This window comes from Tardiphaga sp. 619_E2_N8_4 (assembly GCF_051810905.1).
In the GTDB taxonomy this organism is placed as follows: domain Bacteria; phylum Pseudomonadota; class Alphaproteobacteria; order Rhizobiales; family Xanthobacteraceae; genus Tardiphaga; species Tardiphaga robiniae.
In genome coordinates this window covers 1,080,150-1,101,080 of the sequence record NZ_JBPWQJ010000001.1, presented here as the reverse complement: position 1 = coordinate 1,101,080, position 20,931 = coordinate 1,080,150, and the positions used below count along the sequence as shown (strand labels likewise).

Annotated in this window: 23 protein-coding genes; 14 read left to right on the top strand and 9 right to left on the bottom strand. The window is 62.1% G+C overall.

What is annotated here, in order from left to right; all coding sequences use genetic code 11:
* The first annotated feature begins 16 nt into the window (after nucleotides 1–16).
* Both coaE and dnaQ read left to right on the top strand, forming a co-directional pair.
* Entirely contained in the window at nucleotides 17–616 is a 600-nt protein-coding gene (gene coaE / locus AB8A23_RS05225) for a dephospho-CoA kinase (protein WP_439060250.1), read from the top strand.
* Between the two features lie 32 nt (nucleotides 617–648).
* Nucleotides 649–1,350, top strand: coding sequence for a DNA polymerase III subunit epsilon (dnaQ, locus tag AB8A23_RS05220; RefSeq protein ID WP_089263111.1), 702 nt, complete (start codon nucleotides 649–651; stop codon nucleotides 1,348–1,350).
* Nucleotides 1,351–1,411: 61 nt separating this feature from the next.
* Here dnaQ and secB read toward each other — a convergent pair whose 3' ends face one another.
* The gene (secB, locus tag AB8A23_RS05215) at nucleotides 1,412–1,891 is read right to left on the bottom strand and encodes a protein-export chaperone SecB (protein ID WP_068730233.1); all 480 of its coding nucleotides are present in this window, start codon (nucleotides 1,889–1,891) and stop codon (nucleotides 1,412–1,414) included.
* Between the two features lie 504 nt (nucleotides 1,892–2,395).
* On the opposite strand from secB, the gene AB8A23_RS05210 reads away from it, so the two are divergent.
* From AB8A23_RS05210 to AB8A23_RS05200, 3 genes are read left to right on the top strand one after another with little or no spacing between them, the layout of a single operon-like run.
* A complete protein-coding gene (locus AB8A23_RS05210; protein WP_068730234.1) occupies nucleotides 2,396–3,091 on the top strand; it encodes a Tim44/TimA family putative adaptor protein in 696 nt (231 codons plus the stop codon).
* Nucleotides 2,988–4,826, top strand: coding sequence for a murein transglycosylase A (gene mltA, locus AB8A23_RS05205; protein ID WP_439066016.1), 1,839 nt, complete (start codon nucleotides 2,988–2,990; stop codon nucleotides 4,824–4,826). Before AB8A23_RS05210 ends, mltA begins: the two co-directional genes overlap by 104 nt.
* A complete protein-coding gene (locus AB8A23_RS05200; protein ID WP_439060252.1) occupies nucleotides 4,823–5,419 on the top strand; it encodes a Smr/MutS family protein in 597 nt (198 codons plus the stop codon). The genes mltA and AB8A23_RS05200 overlap by 4 nt, the downstream gene beginning before the upstream one ends.
* Before the next feature lie 49 nt (nucleotides 5,420–5,468).
* Here the strand turns inward: AB8A23_RS05200 and hslU are convergent, their stop codons facing one another.
* Genes hslU through hslV form a run of 3 tightly spaced genes read right to left on the bottom strand, consistent with a single transcriptional unit; the run spans nucleotide 5,469 to nucleotide 7,992 of the window.
* Nucleotides 5,469–6,770: an ATP-dependent protease ATPase subunit HslU gene (gene hslU / locus AB8A23_RS05195; protein ID WP_231078639.1), complete on the bottom strand. Its 1,302-nt coding sequence runs from the start codon at nucleotides 6,768–6,770 to the stop codon at nucleotides 5,469–5,471.
* Nucleotides 6,771–6,811: 41 nt separating this feature from the next.
* On the bottom strand, nucleotides 6,812–7,423 hold the full coding sequence (locus AB8A23_RS05190) for a DUF2585 domain-containing protein (RefSeq protein ID WP_231078638.1): 612 nt from the start codon (nucleotides 7,421–7,423) through the stop codon (nucleotides 6,812–6,814).
* Nucleotides 7,420–7,992 (bottom strand): ATP-dependent protease subunit HslV, encoded by a 573-nt coding sequence (hslV, locus tag AB8A23_RS05185; protein ID WP_068730238.1) that lies wholly within the window; start codon nucleotides 7,990–7,992, stop codon nucleotides 7,420–7,422. The genes AB8A23_RS05190 and hslV overlap by 4 nt, the downstream gene beginning before the upstream one ends.
* Before the next feature lie 201 nt (nucleotides 7,993–8,193).
* Between hslV and hisB the strand changes: the two genes are divergently transcribed.
* Genes hisB through coaA form a run of 7 tightly spaced genes read left to right on the top strand, consistent with a single transcriptional unit; the run spans nucleotide 8,194 to nucleotide 12,847 of the window.
* On the top strand, nucleotides 8,194–8,787 hold the full coding sequence (gene hisB / locus AB8A23_RS05180) for an imidazoleglycerol-phosphate dehydratase HisB (RefSeq protein ID WP_089263102.1): 594 nt from the start codon (nucleotides 8,194–8,196) through the stop codon (nucleotides 8,785–8,787).
* A gap of 31 nt (nucleotides 8,788–8,818) precedes the next feature.
* Nucleotides 8,819–9,349 (top strand): DUF2628 domain-containing protein, encoded by a 531-nt coding sequence (locus AB8A23_RS05175; RefSeq protein ID WP_175369352.1) that lies wholly within the window; start codon nucleotides 8,819–8,821, stop codon nucleotides 9,347–9,349.
* The gene (hisH, locus tag AB8A23_RS05170) at nucleotides 9,346–9,996 is read left to right on the top strand and encodes an imidazole glycerol phosphate synthase subunit HisH (RefSeq protein ID WP_439060253.1); all 651 of its coding nucleotides are present in this window, start codon (nucleotides 9,346–9,348) and stop codon (nucleotides 9,994–9,996) included. The genes AB8A23_RS05175 and hisH overlap by 4 nt, the downstream gene beginning before the upstream one ends.
* Nucleotides 9,993–10,724 carry a 1-(5-phosphoribosyl)-5-[(5-phosphoribosylamino)methylideneamino]imidazole-4-carboxamide isomerase gene (gene hisA / locus AB8A23_RS05165; protein ID WP_120288087.1) on the top strand — a complete coding sequence of 244 codons (732 nt, stop codon included), beginning with the start codon at nucleotides 9,993–9,995 and terminating at the stop codon, nucleotides 10,722–10,724. Before hisH ends, hisA begins: the two co-directional genes overlap by 4 nt.
* A gap of 10 nt (nucleotides 10,725–10,734) precedes the next feature.
* The gene (hisF, locus tag AB8A23_RS05160) at nucleotides 10,735–11,496 is read left to right on the top strand and encodes an imidazole glycerol phosphate synthase subunit HisF (protein WP_320446115.1); all 762 of its coding nucleotides are present in this window, start codon (nucleotides 10,735–10,737) and stop codon (nucleotides 11,494–11,496) included.
* A 48-nt stretch (nucleotides 11,497–11,544) separates the two neighbouring features.
* The gene (locus AB8A23_RS05155; protein WP_089263096.1) at nucleotides 11,545–11,865 is read left to right on the top strand and encodes a phosphoribosyl-ATP diphosphatase; all 321 of its coding nucleotides are present in this window, start codon (nucleotides 11,545–11,547) and stop codon (nucleotides 11,863–11,865) included.
* 28 nt (nucleotides 11,866–11,893) lie between these two features.
* Entirely contained in the window at nucleotides 11,894–12,847 is a 954-nt protein-coding gene (gene coaA, locus AB8A23_RS05150) for a type I pantothenate kinase (RefSeq protein ID WP_089263094.1), read from the top strand.
* Nucleotides 12,848–12,851: 4 nt separating this feature from the next.
* Here the strand turns inward: coaA and AB8A23_RS05145 are convergent, their stop codons facing one another.
* The 4 genes from AB8A23_RS05145 to AB8A23_RS05130 all read right to left on the bottom strand — a co-directional run bounded on the left by AB8A23_RS05145 (nucleotide 12,852) and on the right by AB8A23_RS05130 (nucleotide 18,476).
* Complete coding sequence (locus AB8A23_RS05145) at nucleotides 12,852–13,802, bottom strand: GNAT family N-acetyltransferase (RefSeq protein ID WP_439060574.1); 951 nt, start codon at nucleotides 13,800–13,802, stop codon at nucleotides 12,852–12,854.
* Between the two features lie 135 nt (nucleotides 13,803–13,937).
* Complete coding sequence (locus AB8A23_RS05140) at nucleotides 13,938–16,184, bottom strand: ATP-binding protein (protein WP_439060254.1); 2,247 nt, start codon at nucleotides 16,182–16,184, stop codon at nucleotides 13,938–13,940.
* A gap of 175 nt (nucleotides 16,185–16,359) precedes the next feature.
* Nucleotides 16,360–16,830 (bottom strand): hypothetical protein, encoded by a 471-nt coding sequence (locus AB8A23_RS05135; RefSeq protein WP_439060255.1) that lies wholly within the window; start codon nucleotides 16,828–16,830, stop codon nucleotides 16,360–16,362.
* 107 nt (nucleotides 16,831–16,937) lie between these two features.
* On the bottom strand, nucleotides 16,938–18,476 hold the full coding sequence (locus AB8A23_RS05130; RefSeq protein ID WP_439060256.1) for a YifB family Mg chelatase-like AAA ATPase: 1,539 nt from the start codon (nucleotides 18,474–18,476) through the stop codon (nucleotides 16,938–16,940).
* A 182-nt stretch (nucleotides 18,477–18,658) separates the two neighbouring features.
* Here AB8A23_RS05130 and AB8A23_RS05125 point away from each other — a divergent pair, with 182 nt between their 5' ends.
* Nucleotides 18,659–19,693 (top strand): diguanylate cyclase domain-containing protein, encoded by a 1,035-nt coding sequence (locus AB8A23_RS05125; protein WP_439060257.1) that lies wholly within the window; start codon nucleotides 18,659–18,661, stop codon nucleotides 19,691–19,693.
* A gap of 72 nt (nucleotides 19,694–19,765) precedes the next feature.
* On the opposite strand, the gene AB8A23_RS05120 is transcribed toward AB8A23_RS05125, so the two are convergent.
* Complete coding sequence (locus AB8A23_RS05120; protein WP_439060258.1) at nucleotides 19,766–20,746, bottom strand: MBL fold metallo-hydrolase; 981 nt, start codon at nucleotides 20,744–20,746, stop codon at nucleotides 19,766–19,768.
* Between AB8A23_RS05120 and AB8A23_RS05115 the strand changes: the two genes are divergently transcribed.
* Nucleotides 20,745–20,927 (top strand): hypothetical protein, encoded by a 183-nt coding sequence (locus AB8A23_RS05115; protein ID WP_439060259.1) that lies wholly within the window; start codon nucleotides 20,745–20,747, stop codon nucleotides 20,925–20,927. The two genes, AB8A23_RS05120 and AB8A23_RS05115, sit on opposite strands and share 2 nt — an antisense overlap.
* The last annotated feature ends 4 nt before the right edge of the window (nucleotides 20,928–20,931 follow it).

Genomic DNA, 20,931 nt, shown 5'->3' with positions numbered 1-20,931 from the left:
TTTTGATGAGGACTTGATGCGCGTATTGGGGCTGACCGGTTCGATCGGAATGGGGAAATCCACCACGGCGAAGTTGTTCATGGAAGCCGGCGTGCCGGTCTATGACGCCGACGCCACCGTGCACATGATCTATGAGGGCGAAGCTGCACCGCTGATCGAGGCGGCGTTTCCCGGAACCACCGTGAATGGCAAGGTCGACCGCGCGAAGCTATCGCCGCTGGTGGTGCACGATGCCGCCGCGATGAAGAGGCTCGAGCAGATCGTGCATCCGCTGCTCGGCGCCTATCACAGAAAATTCCTGGACGATGCAGAGAAGTCGGGTGCGCCGGTGGCAGTCGTCGATGTGCCCCTGCTCTATGAAACCGGCGGAGAAAAGCGGGTCGATGCTGTAGTCGTCGTGTCCACCAATCCCGAGCAGCAGCGCGAGCGTATCCTGGCGCGCGAGGGTATGACGGCCGAGAAACTCGACGCCATTCTGGCGCGGCAGCTGCCTGACGCCGAAAAGCGCAAGCGCGCCGACTTCGTGGTGGATACATCGAACGGATTGGATCCCGTGCGGGAGCAGATCCGTGAAATTCTCGCCGAGGCTGTTAAGATGCCGCAACGGCGACCGTAACCGCCCCCTGATTCGACAACCGGCTTACTGCGATGCGCGAAATCGTCATGGATACCGAAACAACCGGCCTCGATCCCCTCCGGGGCGATCGGCTGGTGGAAATCGGTTGCCTCGAAATTTTCAACCGGATGCCGACCGGCCAGACCTTCCATGTCTACGTCAATCCCGAGCGTGACATGCCTCAGGAAGCATTCAACGTGCACGGGCTGTCGGCCGAGTTCCTGTCGACCAAGCCGCTGTTTCACGAAGTGGTCGACGACTTCATGGCCTTCATCGGCGATTCGCCGCTGGTGATTCATAACGGCATGTTCGACCTCGGCTTCATCAATGCCGAACTCGATCGCATCAAGCGCCCGCCGGTGCCGCGCGAGCGTCTCGTTGACACGCTGCTGCTGGCGCGCCGCAAGCATCCCGGTGTGTCGAACAAGCTCGACGATCTCTGCGCCCGCTATGCGATCGACAATTCCCGCCGCACCAAGCACGGCGCGCTGCTCGACTCCGAATTGCTGGCGGAAGTCTATATAGACCTCATTGGCGCCCGTCAGTCGCAACTGATCCTGGCGGACGAAGCGCCTGCGCAGCGCACCGGCAGCATCAATGACGCGCCGCGCCGCCAGCGCGAGATCGCACTTGCGCCGCGCGTGACCGAAGCCGATCGCGCCGAGCACCGCGCCTTTGTCGCAACGATGGGCGAGAAGGCAATCTGGAACGAATTTCTGGGAACGCCGTCGTAAAACGACAATGGCCGGGACAAGCCCGGCCATGACGTAAGCTTATTGTTTGGAGCACCCGAACTTAGTTTGCCGGACCAGCGTCGGCTTGAGCCTGACGTTCTAGGTTCTGCCGGTACAGACCGACGAAATCCACGGGATCGAGCATCAGCGGCGGGAAGCCACCATCGCGCACCGCGGTGGCGATGATTTCGCGCGCGAACGGGAAGAGTAGGCGCGGGCATTCGATCATAACCAGCGGGTGCAGGTTTTCCTGTGGCACGTTGACGATGCGGAACACGCCGGCATAGGCCAGTTCGAAAGAGAACAGTACCGAGCCGGCGTTCTCGGCCTTGCCCTCGACCGACAGCGTCACTTCATATTCGCTCTCGGAGAGATTGTTGGCGCCGACATTGATCTGGATATTGATGTTCGGCTGCTGGGCCTGCGGTGCCAGCGAGGCTGGGGCGTTCGGGTTTTCGAACGACAGGTCCTTGGTGTACTGCGCCAGTACATTAAGCTGAGGGGGGGACTGCTCCGGAGGGGTGCCGTTGCCGTTTGCCATCGAAAATTCTCCTGAAGCGCTGCCGGGCGGGTGGAACCGGTTCGTCGCGGGCGTCCGCACGAACGGTCGAATGAGGTGATCGCGGCGAGTGGCTATCATAGGCCTGCGGCACTCGACAAGGATGCCACGCCACAACCTGGACGCTAGAAAATCGCTGGTTTGACCCACCGCTTGGGCATCCAGGTGCAAAACCGGTCATATTCGCCCCGAATTCACGTTAAATGACTGAAAGTGCGGGTTTTCCTCGTTCGATCCGATTTCCTCTGACAGACAAACGCGCTAGAATTTATCGAAACGGTTGCGGTCGAGGCTGCCGGTGCGAAGGCCGCTTTGCCGCAGCCGGACACGATGGCGCGCCATTGGCTGGGCTTAGTTTCATGTCTACATGGAGCAGGTTCGCCCATGACGCGATCTCCCGACCCTGTGGGAGCCGATTTCAGCACCGCGATGGGCGGCATAGTCTTCCGCCGGGCATGCCCGGCACCGATCAGAAAGCAATAAGACGTGGACATTTACACCATCATCTTCCTGGCACTGGCGGTCTTCATTTTCATCCGCCTGCGCAACGTGCTCGGACAGCGCACCGGCGAGGAGCGTCCGCCCTTCGACCGCGCCGCGCGTGATGCTCTGCCGCCCGAAGGCAATGTCGTGCCGATGCCTGGCGGTCCCATCGATCAGGCTGCGCCGGCACCGGCCGCCGACGTCTCTCCCGCCGAGCGCTGGAAGGGCATCACCGAACCGGGCACGCCGCTCGCCGCCGGTCTCGATGCCATCGTCGACCAGGATTCGTCGTTCGATCCGCGCCATTTCATCACCGGCGCCAAGGGCGCCTATGAGATGATCGTGTTGGCCTTTGCCAATGGCGATCGTCGGTCGCTGAAGGATCTGCTGTCATCGGAAGTGTTCGACTCGTTCGACGCCGTCATCAAGGACCGCGAGAAGAACGAGCAGAAGACCGAGACCCGTTTCGTCTCCATCGACAAGGCCGAACTCGTCGGCGCCGAAGTGCGCGATCGCGCGGCACAGCTCACCGTGCGTTTCGTGTCGCAGATGATTTCGGTGACGCGCGACAAGACCGGCGCTGTGGTCGACGGCAATGCCGACAAGGTCAGCGACATCACCGACGTCTGGACCTTTGCCCGCGATATCACCTCGCGCGATCCGAATTGGAAGCTGGTTGGCACCGGCAGCGTGCAATAACGCTGCCGGGCTCGGCCGGCTTGCCGCGCTGTGCGTGATTGCTGCTGCGTTGGTTCCTGCCTCTGCAGACGCGCGGGTCCGGCGTCACGCCAAGCACGTCAAGAATGATCCTGCACAATTTGTATATGTGCCGCGGCACAATCCGCCGCGGGAATGGCCGTTCGAATTCACAGGCAGCCAATATGCGCCGGTGAATTGGGCCGATATCGCCGGCTGGAGCGAGGACGATCACCTCCTCGCCTTCCAGGCTTTTCGCACCAGCTGCAAGCCGATTGTTGCTCAACGCAACCCACCAACTGATTCGAAGGCGCTCGGCACCACGCTCCGCGATCCCTGCCGGGCTGCGAGAACTGCCGAGATTTCCGATGGCGCCAAGGCCCGCGCCTTCTTTGAAGACCATTTTCTGCCGCTGCGTATCTCACGGCTCGGCGAACCCGAAGGTTTCGTCACGGGCTACTACGAGCCAGTGATCGACGGTTCGCGCACGAAGACTGACGTTTACACCGTGCCGGTCTATCGCCGCCCGTCGAATCTGTTTGTGCGCGGCTATCGCCAGTCATCTGCGAGCATGCCGAATGGCGGCGATGTGTTCCGCAAGATTGGCCGTCGCAAACTCGTGCCTTATTATGATCGTGGTGAGATCGAAGACGGCGCCATCGCCGGGCGCGGGCTTGAAATCGTCTGGCTGAAGAGCCAGACCGATTTGCTGTTCACGCAGATCCAGGGCTCGGCGCGCGTCCGCCTCGAAGACGGCGGCACGGTGCGGATCAATTACGATGCGCATAATGGCTATCGCTATACGCCGGTCGGTCGCGTGCTGATTGATCGTGGCATCATTCCGCGCGAGCAGATGTCGATGCAGCGTATCCGGCAATATATGGAAGAGAACCCGGATGCCGCGAGCGAACTGCGTCGGCAGAATCGCTCTTATGTCTTCTTTCGCGAAGTGCAGCTCTCCGACAAGGACGAAGCCGTCGGTGCGCAAGGCGTGCCGCTGACGCCGGGCCGATCCATCGCCGTCGACAAGTCGCTGCATGTCTATGGCACACCGTTCTTCATCGAAGGCGATCTGCCGGTCGACTCGGATACGGCAAAGACGCCGTTCCGTCGCCTGATGGTAGCGCAGGACACCGGCTCGGCCATTGTCGGCCCGGCCCGTGCCGATCTGTATTTTGGGGCCGGCGCAGAAGCTGGCCGAGTCGCCGGCCGGATGCGCCATCCTGCGCGCTTTGTTATGCTGGTGCCGAAGAGTCTCGATCCCTCTGTGCGCGGCCATCACATGCCGCTGCCCGATGCGCGGCCGTCTGAGACAATCGCAAAGATGTTCCCGCAGACCGAGCCGAAGCCGGTCGAAGCATCGAAGGTCGAAAATTTCGCGATCGATAACAAGGCTGCAGCAAGGCCCGATACGTCCAGATCTGATACATCGGTCGCGTCGAAGCCCGCGGCGCCAGCCGTGACAGCGCCGCCGCCATTGCCGGTTGCAAAACCGGCTGTGGCTGCAGTCGCGCCCACCCCGACATCGTCTCCATCCGTGGCTACGACAGTGCCATTGCCGGAGGCTCGGCCTGCGGTCGCGCCTCAAGTCGCAGCCGAGGCGAAGTCGCAGAAAAAACCCGAAGTAAAACCTGAAGTGAAGCGGGAAGCGAAACCGAAACGTGCCAAAGCCAGGCACCGCGTGTATCGTCGCGCAGCGAAGCAGCCGCAGTCCCTCTTCCGTTTCCCCTGGCAATGAAGCGTTCACGTCCACCGCAACTCATCGATCCCGTGGCGCCGCGCCGTCGCCGCGTGCTGAGCGAAGAGGAGCGCGCGCTGTGGGAACTGGTCGCCAAACAGGTCAAGCCGCTGCGCAAGAAGCGTGTGGTGAAGCCGGAGCCTGCGGAAGACGCGCCAACGCTTGTGAAAGTCGCGGCGCCCAGGAAGATGACCTCGGCACCGCCGGCAGTCCTCAAAACCGCAAAGCCTGCGCCGCCGCCGGTGCCGCCTCTGGCGCCGCTCGGCCGTCGCGAGCGTTCGCAGCTCTCGCGCGGTCGCAAGGACATCGACGCGCGGATCGATCTGCACGGAATGACACAGACGCGCGCGCATCACGCGCTGTCGGCATTCCTGCATCGCGCCAGCCATGACGGAATGACTTTCGTGCTGGTTATCACCGGCAAGGGCCGCACGACCGGCCCGGAATCCGAGCGCGGCGTCCTGCGCCGCCAGGTGCCGCTCTGGCTGGGGTTGCCGGAGTTTCGTTCGCTGGTGGTTGGATTCGAGGAAGCGCATATCGGGCACGGCGGCGCCGGTGCGCTGTATGTGCGGATCAGGCGGGCGCGTTCTTAACCTCTCCCCGCAAGAGCGGGGCGAGGGAGCGAAAGGTCGGTGCTTCGTCTCACAAAATAAACCGGCTCAGATCCGAATTCTTCGCCAGATCCCCCACATGCTTCTGCACATAGGCGGCATCGATTCGGATGGTCTCGCCGTTGCGATCGGGCGCAGCGAAGGAAATCTCGTCGAGCACGCGCTCCATCACCGTCTGCAAACGTCGTGCGCCGATATTCTCGACGCTTGAATTCACGGCAACGGCAACGTCGGCCAGTGCATCGATGGCGTCGTCGGCGAATTCCAGCGTCACGCCTTCGGTCTGCAATAGCGCCACATACTGCTTGATCAGCGAAGCCTCCGGCTCGGTGAGAATGCGGCGCATGTCGTCGCGGGTCAGCGCATTGAGCTCGACGCGGATCGGCAGGCGGCCCTGCAATTCCGGCAAGAGATCGCTCGGCTTGGCAATATGGAATGCGCCGGACGCGATGAACAGGATGTGGTCGGTCTTCACCGCGCCATGCTTGGTGGAGACGGTAGTGCCTTCGATCAGCGGCAGCAGGTCGCGTTGCACGCCTTCGCGCGAGACTTCGCCGCCGCTGCGCCCATCACGCACGCAGATCTTGTCGATCTCGTCGAGGAACACGATGCCGTTGTTCTCGACGACTGAAATCGCTTCCTGCACGAGCGCGTCGCTGTCGAGCAGCTTGTCGGCTTCCTCATTCACCAACGGCTCATGCGCATCTTCTACCCGGAGGCGGCGCGTCTTGGTGCCCTTCCCCATCTTGCCGAAGATATCGCCAATCGAGATCGCGCCCATCTGCGCGCCGGGCATTCCCGGGATTTCGAACATCGAGGGGCCGCCGGAGGACTGAACCTCGATCTCGATCTCCTTGTCGTTGAGCTCGCCGGTGCGGAGCTTCTTGCGGAACGACTCTTTCGTTGCTGCGCTCGCGGTGGCGCCGACCAGCGCATCGACCACGCGATCCTCGGCGGCGAGCTGAGCTCGCGCCTGGACGTCCTTGCGCTTGCGCTCGCGGGTTAGCGAGATCGCGACCTCGACGAGGTCCCTGATGATCTGCTCGACATCACGGCCGACATAGCCGACCTCGGTGAACTTGGTGGCTTCGACCTTGATGAAAGGCGCGCCGGCGAGCTTCGCCAGCCGCCGTGCGATCTCGGTCTTGCCGACGCCGGTGGGGCCGATCATCAGGATGTTCTTTGGCAGCACTTCGTCGCGGAGCGATCCGGTCAGTTGCAGGCGCCGCCAACGATTGCGCAGCGCGATCGATACCGCGCGCTTGGCGTCGTGCTGGCCGACGATGAACCGGTCGAGTTCGCTTACGATTTCGCGGGGAGAAAAGTCGGTCATGTCACTCTACGTAAGTTGAGAAGGGCGTGGGGACAAGCGGATCAGATAATAGGTGGGCCGGCCTGCCAGGTTCGGATCGCTTCGAATGGATGAATCAGCATGATCACGTTCAAAGTGAGATTGTCGCGAATGTGCAGGCCGACCAGTACCTCGAACAGAAGCGCGATCGCGACGGTCGCGGCGACTGGGAGCTTCCGCGCAAGGATGAAGCCCGTGATCATCGAGAGTGTATCAGCCAGTGAATTGACGATGCTGTCGCCGAAATAATCCAGCGACATCGTACCCGCGCGATAGCGTTCGATGATCCAGCTCGAATTTTCCAGCAGCTCCCAGCCGCCTTCAATGAGCATGGCGACGATCAGGCGCGCGATCCAGGACAGTCGTGGAAGCAGCAGCCAGGTGGCGGCGTAAAACAAGAAGCCGTGGATGATGTGAGAGAATGTGTACCAGTCGGTGAGGTGCTGTGAATTCTCCGAACTCAGCACCACGCCATGCCACAGCTTCACGTAGCCACAGGCGCAGATCGGCAATCGCCCCATCGCATAAAGAAGAGTCGCCTGCAGGGCGAGCAGGCCGAGTGCGATGACGACGCCCTGCTTGACCGAGAGGTCGCTGCCGGACGACGCGCGGGTATTGTGACCCGCGACGGTCATGCCTCCAGCATTTCCAGCGTCACGTTGCGGTTGGTGTAGACGCAGATATCGGCCGCGATATCCAGCGACTTGCGCACGATGGTCTCGGCATCCTGGTCGGTATCGACCAGCGCCCGCGCCGCAGCCAGTGCGTAATTGCCGCCGGAGCCGATGGCCATCACGCCGGCTTCCGGCTCGAGCACGTCGCCGGTGCCGGTCAGCACCAGCGAGACGTCCTTGTCGGCGACGATCATCATGGCTTCCAGCCGGCGCAGATACCGGTCGGTGCGCCAGTCCTTGGCGAGTTCGACGGCCGCCCGGGTCAATTGGCCGGGATACTGCTCCAGTTTGGCTTCGAGACGCTCGAACAGCGTGAAGGCGTCCGCCGTGGCGCCGGCAAAGCCGCCGATCACGTCGCCCTTGCCCAGTTTACGGACCTTTTTGGCGTTGGATTTGATGACCGTCTGGCCGATCGAGACCTGGCCGTCGCCGCCGATCACGACTTTACCGCCCTTGCGGACGGTCAGGATGGTGGTGCCGTGCCAGACCGGGGACGATCCGTCATGGGAAGCCGAATAAGATGCGTTCATGGAAACCCTCTTGAGCGCCTGATCTAGGCACGGATACCGGCCGTTGCAAATCCGGCGAGGAAGCATAGGCCAGCGGCCGATGGGCGCGGATTCCGGTCACCATAGGCGCAAAGATCGGTCCGGAATCGGCTCTCTCGCGGTAGCGAAGGTGTCATCTCCCTGTTAAAAGGGCGCGTTTTCAGCAGGCGGAGAGGCGTTTTCATGCGCACGGCGACGATCAAGCGCAAGACCAAGGAAACCGATATCGAGGTCTCCGTGAACCTCGACGGTACCGGCGTATCCAAATCGACCACCGGAATCGGCTTCTTTGACCATATGCTCGATCTGCTCGCCCGCCATTCCCGCATCGACGTCACCGTGAAAGCGGTCGGCGACCTTCATGTCGATTTCCATCATACGGTAGAGGATGTCGGTATCGCGCTTGGCCAGGCGGTCAAGCAGGCACTTGGCGACATGGCCGGGATCACCCGCTATGCCTCGGTCTATATGCCGATGGACGAGACCCTGACCCGGGTGGCGCTGGATATTTCCGGCCGGCCGGTGCTGGTGTTCAAGTCCACCTTCCCGACCCACAAGATCGGCGAATTCGACACCGAGCTGGTGCGCGAGTGGTTCAACGCCTTTGCCGGCAATGCGGGCGTGACTTTGCACGTCGAAACCCTATATGGCGAGAACAGCCATCACATTGCCGAATCCTGCTTCAAGGGTCTGGCGCGGGCGCTGCGGGCGGGTGTTGCGATCGATCCGCGCAACGCCGGCGAAGTGCCATCCACCAAGGGTCAGCTCGGCGGCTGATCGGCCTCTACGGTTTCGGGCGGAGTTTGCCATGCCGGTCTACACAGTTCACGCACCTCGCGGTGCCGGCCCTGAGCCGTTTGCGGCAACGGACAAGTTCGAGTTCGTGCGCGATGGATTCCATTTCTGGGCGTTCGTCGCCGGCCTGATCTGGCTGATCTATCATCGGCTGTGGTGGGCACTGCTCGGCTATGTCGTGCTGTCGATCGCCGGCGAAGTCGCGCTGTCGATGTTGAAGGTCGATCTCGGCGCCCGTTTCGTCGTGATGCTGCTGTTCGCGCTGCTGATGGGCTTTGAGGCCGCCAGCCTGCGCCGCTGGACGCTGTCGCGCGGCAAGTGGCGTCAGCTCGATGTGGTCGTCGCCGATAACAAGGATGCCGCCGAGCGTCGCTTCTTCGATCGCTGGACCGCGCAGCACAACGCAGTCAACGATCAGTGGGCGAGCGATCGCGGCGGTCCGCCGCCGACCCGTCACGCGCCCGGCCAAGCATTCTCGCGTCCGCCGTCGCCGGCGCAAAACGACATCATCGGGTTATTCCCGCAACCGGGGGTGACACGGTGAGCGTTGCCATTATCGATTACGGCTCGGGCAACCTGCATTCTGCGGCGAAGGCGTTCGAGCACGCCGCGCGCAGCATGGACGTGCCGGAGAAAATTATCGTCACGCGCGATCCTGAAACGGTGTTTCGCGCCGATCGCATCGTGCTGCCCGGCGTCGGCGCTTTCGCGGATTGCCGCAAGGGACTGGATTCACTGGACGGCATGGTCGAGGCGATGACCGAAGCGGTGCGCGACAAGGCTCGACCCTTTTTTGGCATCTGCGTCGGCATGCAGCTGATGGCGACCAAGGGCAAGGAGCACGTTACGACCGACGGGCTGGGCTGGATCGCCGGCGATGTCGAGAAGATCAAGCCGCGCGAAGAGAACCTGAAGATCCCGCATATGGGCTGGAACACACTCGACATGGTGCGCGAGCACGCGGTGCTGGAGCGCCTGCCACTCGGGCCGAAGGGTCGCCATGCCTATTTCGTACACTCCTATCACCTGAACGCGGTCAACGAGGCCGATGTGCTGGCGCGCGCCGATTACGGCGGTCCCATTACCGCCATCGTCGGCAAGGACACCGCGATCGGTACGCAATTTCATCCCGAAAAGAGCCAGCGTTTCGGGCTGGCTCTGATTTCGAACTTTCTGAAGTGGAAGCCGTGATTCTCTTTCCCGCCATCGATCTGAAAAACGGCCAGTGCGTTCGCCTTGAGCAGGGCGACATGGCGCGCGCCACTGTGTTCAACCTCGATCCCGCAGCACAGGCGCGCGACTTCGAGACTCAAGGCTTCGAATATCTCCATGTTGTCGATCTCGATGGCGCCTTTGCCGGTAAGCCGGTGAATGCGCAGGCCGTGGAATCGATGCTGAAGGTCATCAAGATGCCGGTGCAGCTCGGCGGCGGCATTCGCGATCTCAAGACGGTGGAAGCCTGGCTCTCCAAGGGCATTACCCGCGTCATCATCGGAACGGCCGCGGTGCGCGATCCCGCGCTCGTGAAGGAAGCCGCGAAGAAATTCCCCGGCAAGGTGGCCGTCGGCCTCGATGCGCGCGATGGCAAGGTTGCCGTCGAAGGCTGGGCCGAGACCTCGACGGTTACAGCACTTGAAATCGCGCAGCGTTTTGAAGATGCCGGCGTTGCCGCCATCATCTTCACCGACATCGCGCGCGACGGTTTGCTCAAGGGTATCAATTGGGATGCGACGATTGCGCTGGCAGATTCGATTTCAATTCCGGTGATCGCCTCGGGCGGTCTCGCCTCCATCGATGATATCAAGGCCATGCTTGAGCCACGTGCTGCGAAGCTCGAAGGCGCGATCTCCGGCCGTGCGCTGTATGACGGGCGGATTGATCCGGCCGAGGCGCTGAAGCTCATCAAGCAGGCGGCATAAGGACCGAGCCATGTTCAAAGTCCGCGTCATCCCCTGCCTCGACGTCAAGGATGGACGCGTGGTGAAGGGCGTTAATTTCGTCGACCTGCGCGATGCCGGCGATCCCGTAGAGGCTGCGATCGCCTATGACGCCGCTGGCGCCGACGAGCTCACTTTCCTCGATATCAACGCCACCCACGAAAACCGCGGCACCATGATGGACGTGGTCCGTCGCACCGCCGAAGCCTGCTTCATGCCGCTCACCGTCGGCGGTGGCGTGCGTACGGTGGACGATATCAAGACGCTGCTGCGCGCCGGTGCCGACAAGGTCTCGATCAATTCGGCCGCGGTGGCCAATCGCCAGTTCGTCAAGGAAGCCGCCGAGAAGTTCGGCGACCAGTGCATCGTAGTGGCGATCGACGCCAAACGGTCCGGCTCGCGCTGGGAGATCTTTACCCATGGCGGCCGCAAGTCGACCGGCATCGATGCCATCGAATTCGCCCAGGAAGTCGTGTCATTGGGCGCGGGTGAAATCCTGCTCACCTCGATGGATCGCGACGGCACCCGCTCCGGCTTCGATATCGAACTGACCCGGGCCATCGCCGACAGTGTCGGCGTACCGGTGATCGCCTCGGGCGGCGTCGGCAATCTCGATCATCTGGTCGAAGGTATCAGGAACGGCCACGCCACCGCGGTGCTGGCGGCCTCGATTTTTCACTTCGGGGAATTTACCATTCGCGAGGCCAAGGAGCATATGGTCCGGGCTGGACTGCCGATGCGGCTCGACCCCTAGGTCAATCTCTGGCAGGAGTTTGCGCTGCCCAGCCAACAAGGCGCCGAAATGGCTTTTACGCTTCATGACCTTGCCGATACCATCGACGCCCGCGCGGCGGCGGGTGGCGACGCGTCCTATACCCGCAAGCTGCTCGACAAGGGCGCGGAGCATTGCGCCAAGAAATTCGGCGAGGAAGCGGTCGAGACCGTGATCGCGGCGGTCGAGAACGATCGCACCAATCTGATCAATGAAAGTGCCGACCTGCTGTTTCATCTGCTGGTGCTGCTGAAAGCGCGCGGCGTAACGATTCAGGAGGTCGAGGCGGCGCTCGGTCAGCGCACGTCGCAATCCGGACTGCAAGAGAAAGCGTCGCGCAAGAGCGAGTAACAGCGTCGATCACAACGGGGACCGCTTCATGGATATGCGGGCAGACCAACAATACAATCCCTATCGGAATTTCTCGCGCGAGCAGTGGGCCAAGCTGCGCGACGATACGCCGATGACGCTGGAGGCCGGCGAGATCGCCGCCCTGCGTTCGATGTATGATCGCCTCGATCTGCGCGAGGTCGAAGAGATTTACCTGCCGCTGTCCCGCCTGCTTTCGATCTATGTCACGGCGACACAACGTCTGTATTACGCGCAGCGCAAGTTCCTCGGCATCGAGGATCGCAAGATGCCCTATATCATCGGCGTCGCCGGGTCGGTGGCGGTCGGCAAGTCGACCACCGCCCGCGTGCTGCAGGCACTGCTCGCAAGATGGTCGCCGCGGCCCAAGGTCGATCTCGTCACCACCGACGGCTTTCTCTATCCGAATGCGGTGCTTGAGCGCGAAGGCATCATGCAGAAGAAGGGCTTTCCCGAAAGCTACGATCTGCCGACGCTGCTGCAGTTTCTCAGTGACATCAAAGCCGGCCGCAATGCCGTCCGCGCGCCTGTGTATTCGCATCTCACTTACGACGTGGTCCCAAACAAGTGGGTCGAGGTCGATCAGCCCGACATCCTGATCGTCGAAGGCGTCAATGTGCTACAGACCGGCCGCCTCCCGCGCGACGGCAAGGCGGTGCCTGTGGTCTCCGACTTCTTTGACTTCTCCGTCTATATCGACGCCGATGAGCCGGTACTGCGCGACTGGTATGTGAGACGGTTTCTGGCGCTGCGTGACACCGCATTCCACGATCCGCGATCCTACTTCAATCGCTACGCATTGCTGTCGGATGAAGAAGCGACGGCGACGGCGCTGGCGATCTGGGAGCGCACCAACCTCGCCAATCTCGAAGACAACATCCTGCCAACACGACCGCGTGCGACGCTGATCCTCAAAAAGGGCGCGGATCATGTGGTGGAAAACGTCGCGCTGCGTCGCCTCTAAGCGATTACGCCGCGTGGCGTGAGGTGTCCGTGCTGAAATGCTCGATATAGCGTGCGCCGATCGACGTCACCGGCATCACGATCAGAACGTCGGTGGTGCCGAACTGATGATCGATCACGGCGCCGTCGCCGATCATGGCGCCGATCCGTAGATAGCCTTTGATCAGCGGCGGTAGCGCACGAAGCGCCGCCTTGGTGTCGATGGCATCCGCGGCCATCCGGTTCATCTCGACATAGCGCGACGGATGCGCGCGGGCGCGCCAGGCCTCGGGGGCACGCGCATTGTGGTGCAGGAACGACAGCGGCAGCGCGAGGCGATCCGGATCGGTGCCTTCAAAGCTGGCGCAGCCGATCATGACGTCGAACTTGTTCTGCCGCACGTAGCTCCAGATGCCCTGCCACAGCAATTCGACGGTGCGCTTGTTGCGGTAGCGCGGCAGCACGCAGGAGCGGCCGAGTTCAAGAAAGCGCAGACCGGCATGGCGCTCGATCATCCCCGACAGATCGAATTCGCTGTCGGTATAGAAGCCGCCATTCTGCATGGCCGCCTCATGGCGTAGCAGGCGATAGGTGCCGACCACCGGCTGCTTGCCGGACAATGTGGGCTTGGCATCGTGATCGACGACGAGAAGGTGATCGCAGATCTTGTCGAATGCATCCTTGTCGCGGCGTGCCAGCATGGTGGCGGCGTCGGCGATCGCGGTGCCGTTCTTGTAGAATACCTTGTAGCGCAGACGCTGCGCGCGCTTCACGTCGCGCTTGTCCTGCGCGAGGCGAACTTCGAGCGGACCCATCCGGCCCAGCGAATTCGTGGCGACGGGAATACCGTTGGCCGGATCGAGATGCAGCGGCGGCTTGAACCAGGTGATCGCAGTCTGCGCAGCGGCGCTCATGTTCTGGGGCCGCAACATCTGCATGAAACCCTGCTTCGGTCGCACCAGTTCGTTGCCGTGCATGGCCATCCCCAACTCAATCGCCTTGTGCCGCAGGCATCACGCGAATCATCGATGCGGCTTATCCGCACCAGACATCACGGGCGCTCAACAGCCGTGTGACGGGCGTGTTGCGGGGGTGTGACAGCGAAGGTGGAGCTAGGCGGCGACGTGCCGCATCTTGGCGAGTCCCTTGAGGGCTTCGGCGAGCTTGTCGCGGTCCAGCGGCTTCATCAGGAAGCCGTCCATGCCGGCCTCGAAACAGGCATAGCGATCTTCGACCAGTGCGTTCGCTGTGAGGGCCAGGATCGGCGTCCGCCTGACGCGTTGACCGGCCTCGCGCGCGCGAATGCGTTTGGTGGTCTCGATGCCGTCGAGCTTCGGCATCTGGATATCCATCAGGACGAGGTCATAGGGCGTGCCTGCGGAGTCGGAGGCGAGCCAGGATTCCAGTGCCTCTTCGCCGTTGGTGGTCACGACGGGCTTGTGGCCAAGCCGCGTCAGCAACGAGCGCATCAGTAGCGCGTTGATCTCGTTGTCTTCGGCGACCAGGATCGAGAGGCTGGGTGCCATCGCCGCCGTTGGTTCCGGTGTGGCCGGATCACGATCCAACGGATCATCGGCGGCGATTGTCGGTGAGTCCGTCTGTAATGTCAGGCGCGCGGCGAGCGAGGTCGCACGCAGTGGCTTCACCAGATAGCCGGTGAACGCACTCGGCGTTGTGGGCTGCAGCTCATGACGCATCGCCGGCGTGAACAGCACGATCCGTCGCAGCGCGTGCGGAATTGCAGCGTTCGCAAGCTGCTCGGCAGCGTCAGCACCAAGAGCGCGATCGATCATGACGGCATGCCATGAACGTTCGGGTAGCAGCGCCTGCGCGACGGCGAGATCGGAGACAGTGCAGGTCTGGGCGCCCCATCGCCCGAGTCGCAGGGCTGTGAGCGAAGCTTCGATGGTTTGTGGCGCCACCAGCATCACCGAAAGGTCCGTGAGATCCGGCGGCACGAAGGTCGCGGTGCCGCTGTCGGAAGCGGTGAGCGGGATAGACACTTCGAATGTCGAGCCGGCACCGAGCGTGCTCTGCAGCGTGATGCGGCCGTTCATGCGCTTGACGATGCGCTCGCTGATGCTGAGGCCAAGACCCGTTCCGCCATAGTGCCGCGCGGTACCCTCGTCTGCCTGTTCGAATTCGCGGAAGATGCGCTGCTGCGCATCCGGCGCGATGCCGATGCCGGTGTCGCGCACCAGGAAAGAGACTTCGTTCTGCCAGATGCCGGGTTCGACGATCAGCGCTACGCCGCCGGTCGCCGTGAACTTGATGGCATTGCCGGCGAGATTGAGCAGCACCTGGCGCAGGCGCGCCGCATCGCCCATCACTGTCAGCGGCAATCGCTCATCGACATAGGCCGCGATTTCGAGATTGCGTGCCTGCGCGCGCGGCGCCAGCAATTCGGTGATGTCCTCGATCAATCCGGCTAGTGCAAAGGGGCGATGTTCCAGATCGATCTTGCCGGCCTCGATCTTGGAGTAATCCAGTAGCTCCTCGATCAGCGACAGCAGCGCATCGCCGGAGGTCTTCACGGCCTTGGCGTAAGTGGTCTGTTCGGGGGTCAGCGGCGTATCGAGCAGCAAGCCGCTCATGCCGAGAATGCCGTTCAGCGGCGTGCGGATTTCATGCGACGCCATCGCAAGGAACCGTGACTTGGCGCGGTTGGCGGCATTGGCATGGTCGCGCGCTTCACCGAGGGCGCGCTCGGTCTGGGTGCGGTCGGTGACATCGCGTCCAACGCATTGCAACTCGGCGGGCTGGCCCGCATCGATCCGCACCAGACCTTCGCGCCAGGCGATCCAGCGCGGACCGGTCGCCGTGGCGATCTTCTGATCGTGCATGCTGGTGCCGTTGGGCTCGTTGGCGATATCGCCCTGCTCCAGCAGCGTGAGTTCGAAACGGCTGCCGATCAATGCTTCGCGTGATTGTTCCGCCAGCGCACAATAGGCATCGTTGACGAAGGTGATGCAGCCTTCGCTATTGCGGATTACGATCAGGTCGCCTTGCGCTTCGAACAGGCTGCGCGCGCGCTCTTCGGCTTCTTTCAATTCCCAGTTCCGATCGACCAGGGCTTCGTTATGCGCAGCCAATTTGCGCATCCGCTTGCCTATGAAGCGCATACGGATGCTCATGGTGGCCAAGGCGACGCAGGCCAGCGCGAACAGGAAGCTGGCACCGATCGCAAAAGCATGCGGATCGTAACCGGAGTCTTTGGAGGTCGAACCGGAGATGAAGCCATAGGCGCCACCGAAGGCAGCCGAGAACATCACGAAGGAGCGGATGACGAAAGCAAGCCACGGAAAGCGGCGCGCGAAGCGGCGGAAGTAGACCTTGATCCGGAAGACACCTTTCGCCACAGATCAGCACTCCGGCTTGGTCACATCATGGCTCGCGATTGCACGCGACTACAGGCCGCGATCAGGCGATCGCAGATCTCAGAAACAATGCGGGTATGTTGTTGCCAAGTGCTTGCACGGGGGCAGTTTTGAATTTGCCCGCGCAGACATGGTTGATGAAGCGTTAATGCGCGGCCTAGAGGCTGGCCGCTGCCATCCGCGCCGGGCTGCGGCTGTGGGCGCTGACGATCAGCGCTGCGGCATCGCGCACCGTGAAGCTGCGAGATTTCACGAAGATCCGGTAGTCGGCGTCGCCCTGTTCCGACAGGTAGATGATGGGCTCTGACGTTGCCGATGTGTCGGCAATACCGATGAAACGCGTCGCAGCGGTGACGGGACAGGCATCGGGTTCCGCTGCATCGACATCATCGAGCACGACAAAGTCGGCGGTCTCGGCGCTGTCGACGATCTGCACACGGACGGTTGCCTGTAGGGGATCGTTGGTGAAGCTGACATGCGATCGCGCCTGCCAGGGCATGGCGGCGATCTGGACGGTGGTCTCACCGGTGGAGATGCAGGGATGCGTGCCGGCTACGAGATCACCACGCGCGAGAAAGGCCGCGAGTACCAAAGGAATCGTCGAGGCTAAAATCTTGAAACGCAGCATGACACGGTACTCGCCCTGGCCCCGTAACGCGGGGTTATGGTGAGCAGAGCGTAAACAAAACTCGTTACTATCGCGTTGACGTCCACATCAGTGGCGAGGAGGAGACGTCAAGCAGCTCGGCGAATGTCCTCCGCCAGCGCGCGGTAAGACAACGCTTCGGCCAGATGCAGCCGCCCGATTTTCTCGGCGCCGTCGAGATCCGCCAGCGTCCGCGCCACGCGCAGTACGCGGTGATAACCGCGCGCGGTCAGTCGCATCGTTTCGGCGGCATCGCGCAACAATATCAGTCCCTGCGCATCGGGCTGCGCAACCGTTTCCAGCACGGAGGCGGGCGCGGAGGCATTGGTATGTGTGCCCGGCAATCCCGCCGCGGCATAGCGCATGGTCTGCAGATCGCGCGCGGCGGCGACACGCGCCGCGACTTCGGCGGAACCTGCCGACGGTGGTGGCAAAATGAGATCCGCCGCGGTGACCGCGGGCACTTCGATGCGTAGATCAATGCGGTCCATCAAGGGGCCCGAGATGCGCGCCTGATAGTCCGAGGTGCAGTGGTCGATCCGGCCGCGCTTGCAGGAGAAGCCAGGCTCGAAAGCGTGACCGCAGCGGCATGGGTTCATCGCAGCGACAAGCATGAAACGGGCGGGATAGGTGACGCGGTGATTGGCGCGCGAGACCGCCACCTCGCCATTCTCGAGCGGCGCGCGCAGCGAATCCAGCACGCGCGGATCGAACTCCGGCAGTTCATCGAGAAACAGCACCCCCTGATGCGCCAGCGAAATCTCGCCCGGCCGCGCGCGCAACCCGCCGCCTGTGAGTGCGGCCATGCTGGCGGAATGATGCGGTGCGCGGAACGGCCGGCGTGCGGTGAGTGCGCCGTCCTTGATCTCGCCGGCCACCGACGCAATCATTGAGACTTCGAGCAGCTCCGCCGGCGACAGCGGTGGCAGGATCGACGGCAGCCGTGCCGCCAGCATGGATTTGCCGGAACCTGGCGATCCCGCCATCAATAGATGGTGGCCGCCGGCGGCAGCGATCTCCAGCGCGCGTTTGGCGCTTTCCTGTCCCTTGATGTCGCGCAGATCCAGCAGCGTTTCCTCACGCGCATGTATCTTCGGCTGCGGCCGCGACAGAACCTGCGTGCCCTTGAAGTGATTGGCGATCTGGATCAGCGATGTCGCGGCAATGATCTGAATATCGGGACTGGCCCAGGCGGCTTCCGCGCCGCAGGCTTCTGGGCAGATCAATCCCTCGTCGCGCGCATTGGCGCCGATCGCTGCAGGCAGTACGCCAGCCACTGGCGCGAGCGAGCCATCGAGACCGAGTTCGCCGAGCACGGTGAAGCCCGTCAATGCATCCGGCGGAATCGCGCCGATCGCGGCCATCAATCCCAGCGCGATCGGCAGATCGTAATGGCTGCCTTCCTTGGGTAAGTCAGCGGGCGCGAGATTGACGATGATCCGCCGTGCCGGCAGCGCCAGACCCGAGGCGACCAGCGCGGCACGGACCCGTTCGCGCGCTTCGGATACTGCCTTGTCGGGCAGGCCGACGATCAAAAAATTCGGCAGACCGGGCACGACCTGAACCTGCACGTCGACCGCGCGGGCCTCGATCCCCTCAAAGGCTACGGTGGAAACCCGTTGAACCATGCCGCCCCCATTCGAGATGAGAGCGTAACCTAAGGTTGCTTCTACATCAAGAACAATCAGTGAACGAAATGTAGCGGTAAAGTATGCTGGTTTCGGCTGAAGTCGGCCATTGGCGTAGAAAATCTTAAACACGTCATGCAAAGCATCCTATGAGCTTCGAGACGAAGACTGGGTGCCCGCAGATGTCAGATCGCTTGTCGATGCCGCCAGACGCTCCGGATGACGCCGACCTGATCGCTGCGCTGAAGGCGCAGATCGAAGCTCAACAGGCCATCATCGATCAACAGGCTGCTTCGCTGGCGCATAGCCGGAAGATATTCGATCGCTCCTCGGCGGCAGCGCGAATCGGCGTCTGGGAATGCGACCTCTCCGATGAATCGCTGGTCTGGACCGATGTTGTCTATGACATCTTCGATCTACCGCGTGGCTCGACGCCGATTCGCGAGGAGGCGCTCGCCTGTTATCCCGAAGAATCCGTCAGGGAACTGACGAAGCGGCGCAGCAAGGCCATCGAGGATCGCACGGGCTTCAGTCTCGATGCGGAGATCATCACCTTCAAGGGCAACCGGCGCTGGATCAGGATCACGGCCACTGTCGAGTCGGTCGATGGCGTTGCCGTCCGCATCTTCGGCATGAAGCAAGACATCACCGAAGAGAAAATTCTGGCGGATCGCAACCGCTATCTCGCCGAATTCGATACGCTGACCGGCCTCGCCAATCGCAGCCAGTTTCAAACCAAGCTGTCGCTGTTCGATGCGGCGTCGGCCATCAAGGTGAAGCCGTTCGGCGCGCTGCTGTTGATCGATCTCGATGAATTCAAGCCGGTCAATGACTGTTTCGGCCACGCAGCGGGCGATGCCTGCCTGACCGTTGTTGCAAATCGAATTCGCAACATCTGTGCCGGTGCGGAACTGGTCGCACGACTCGGCGGTGACGAATTCGCGGTTCTGCTGGGGCCTCACGCGGAATTCGAGGAAGCCTCGGAGACGGCGCGTGCGATTGTCACGCAGTTGGGACTGCCGATTGATCATCGCGGACAACAGTTGCGGGTTGGCGCATCGGTCGGCATCGCGCTGGCCGATAACTGCACGTCATCGCAATTGGCAGCCATGGCCGATTCGGCGCTCTATGCGGCGAAGGATGCCGGACGTGGCACGTTCCGGATCTACAAACGCGGAGCGGAGAGACGTCAGAGGGACGCCTCATCCGCGGCGTGAGGATAAATTGCTGCGGAATTCCTGCGGCGGTCACTGTCTCAAGATCGCCGCAGGAAAGTCGCAGGACTTCCGCTAGAGATTCATCACCATCGGCTCGGCGATATAGCGGAAGCCGTCGCCCGATTTGACCACATGGCCATAACCCGGCCAGGCAAAGTGATAGGACATCACGGCGGTCTTGTTGGCCGCGAGCATGTCGAGCATCTTTACCCGCGTTGCCGCGGCCATCTTCGGATCGGAATCATAGGCGAACTCCATCCGCGGCTTCTCCAGCAACAGCACCTGATGATGGGTGAGGTCGCCGAGGAACGCGAAGGACTTTCCGTCCGACTGGATCATGAACATGTGGTGGCCGAACGTATGGCCGGGCGCATGCATGGCAGTAACGCCGGGCAGGAACTCCTGGCCGTCCTTGAAGAACACCAGGCGATCCTTCACCGGCAGCAGGTTCTTGCGTGCATGGACGATGAAGTCCTTGAGCGGCGAACCGAGCTTGCCTTCGTCGGTCCAGAACTTGAAGTCTTCCTCGCTGAGATAGACCTGCGCATTGGGAAAAAGCGGCTTGTCATTGGCATCGACGATGCCGCCGATATGATCGATATGTGCGTGCGAGCACACCACGGCATCGATATCGCCCGGCTTGATGCCGGCTTCGGCCATGCTCTTCTGCAGGCGGCCCGTGGTGTTGCCGAATAGTTGTGACGTGCCCATGCCGGTGTCGAACAGGATGAGCTTGTCGCCCATGTTGACGATCGGCGCGTTCTGTTCGAGCACGACATTGCTGCTGCTGAGGAAATTATCCGTCAGCATCTTCTGCACGTCTTCCTTGGGCACGCCGACGAATGTGCCGGAGGGATCGCCGAGCGGCAAAGGTCCGTCCGAGACAACGGTGACTTCCGCGTTGCCTAACATGAAACGGTGGAAGTAGGGCGCTTGTGTGCCGAGCTTTGGTGCCTTGGCCGATGCGCTGCCGATAAGGCCGGGAGCGAGGAGATTAGCGCCCAACCCTGCGCCGAGCGAGAGCAGGGACCTTCGCGAAACTTCTGAAGTCATGCGTTTCTCCACTGATATGCTTTTGCTTGCCGCCATATGTAGCGGGCCGCCCGATTGGTCGAGCGTGCATCAGCATGCTGCGCTTGCCGTCCATGACTGGCAAGCAAAAGCAGCAAGCGGAGAATTGCGACAAATGGAATTCAAACTGCTGCGTCAAGTATTGACGCAGCGCAGCGAGTGACGCG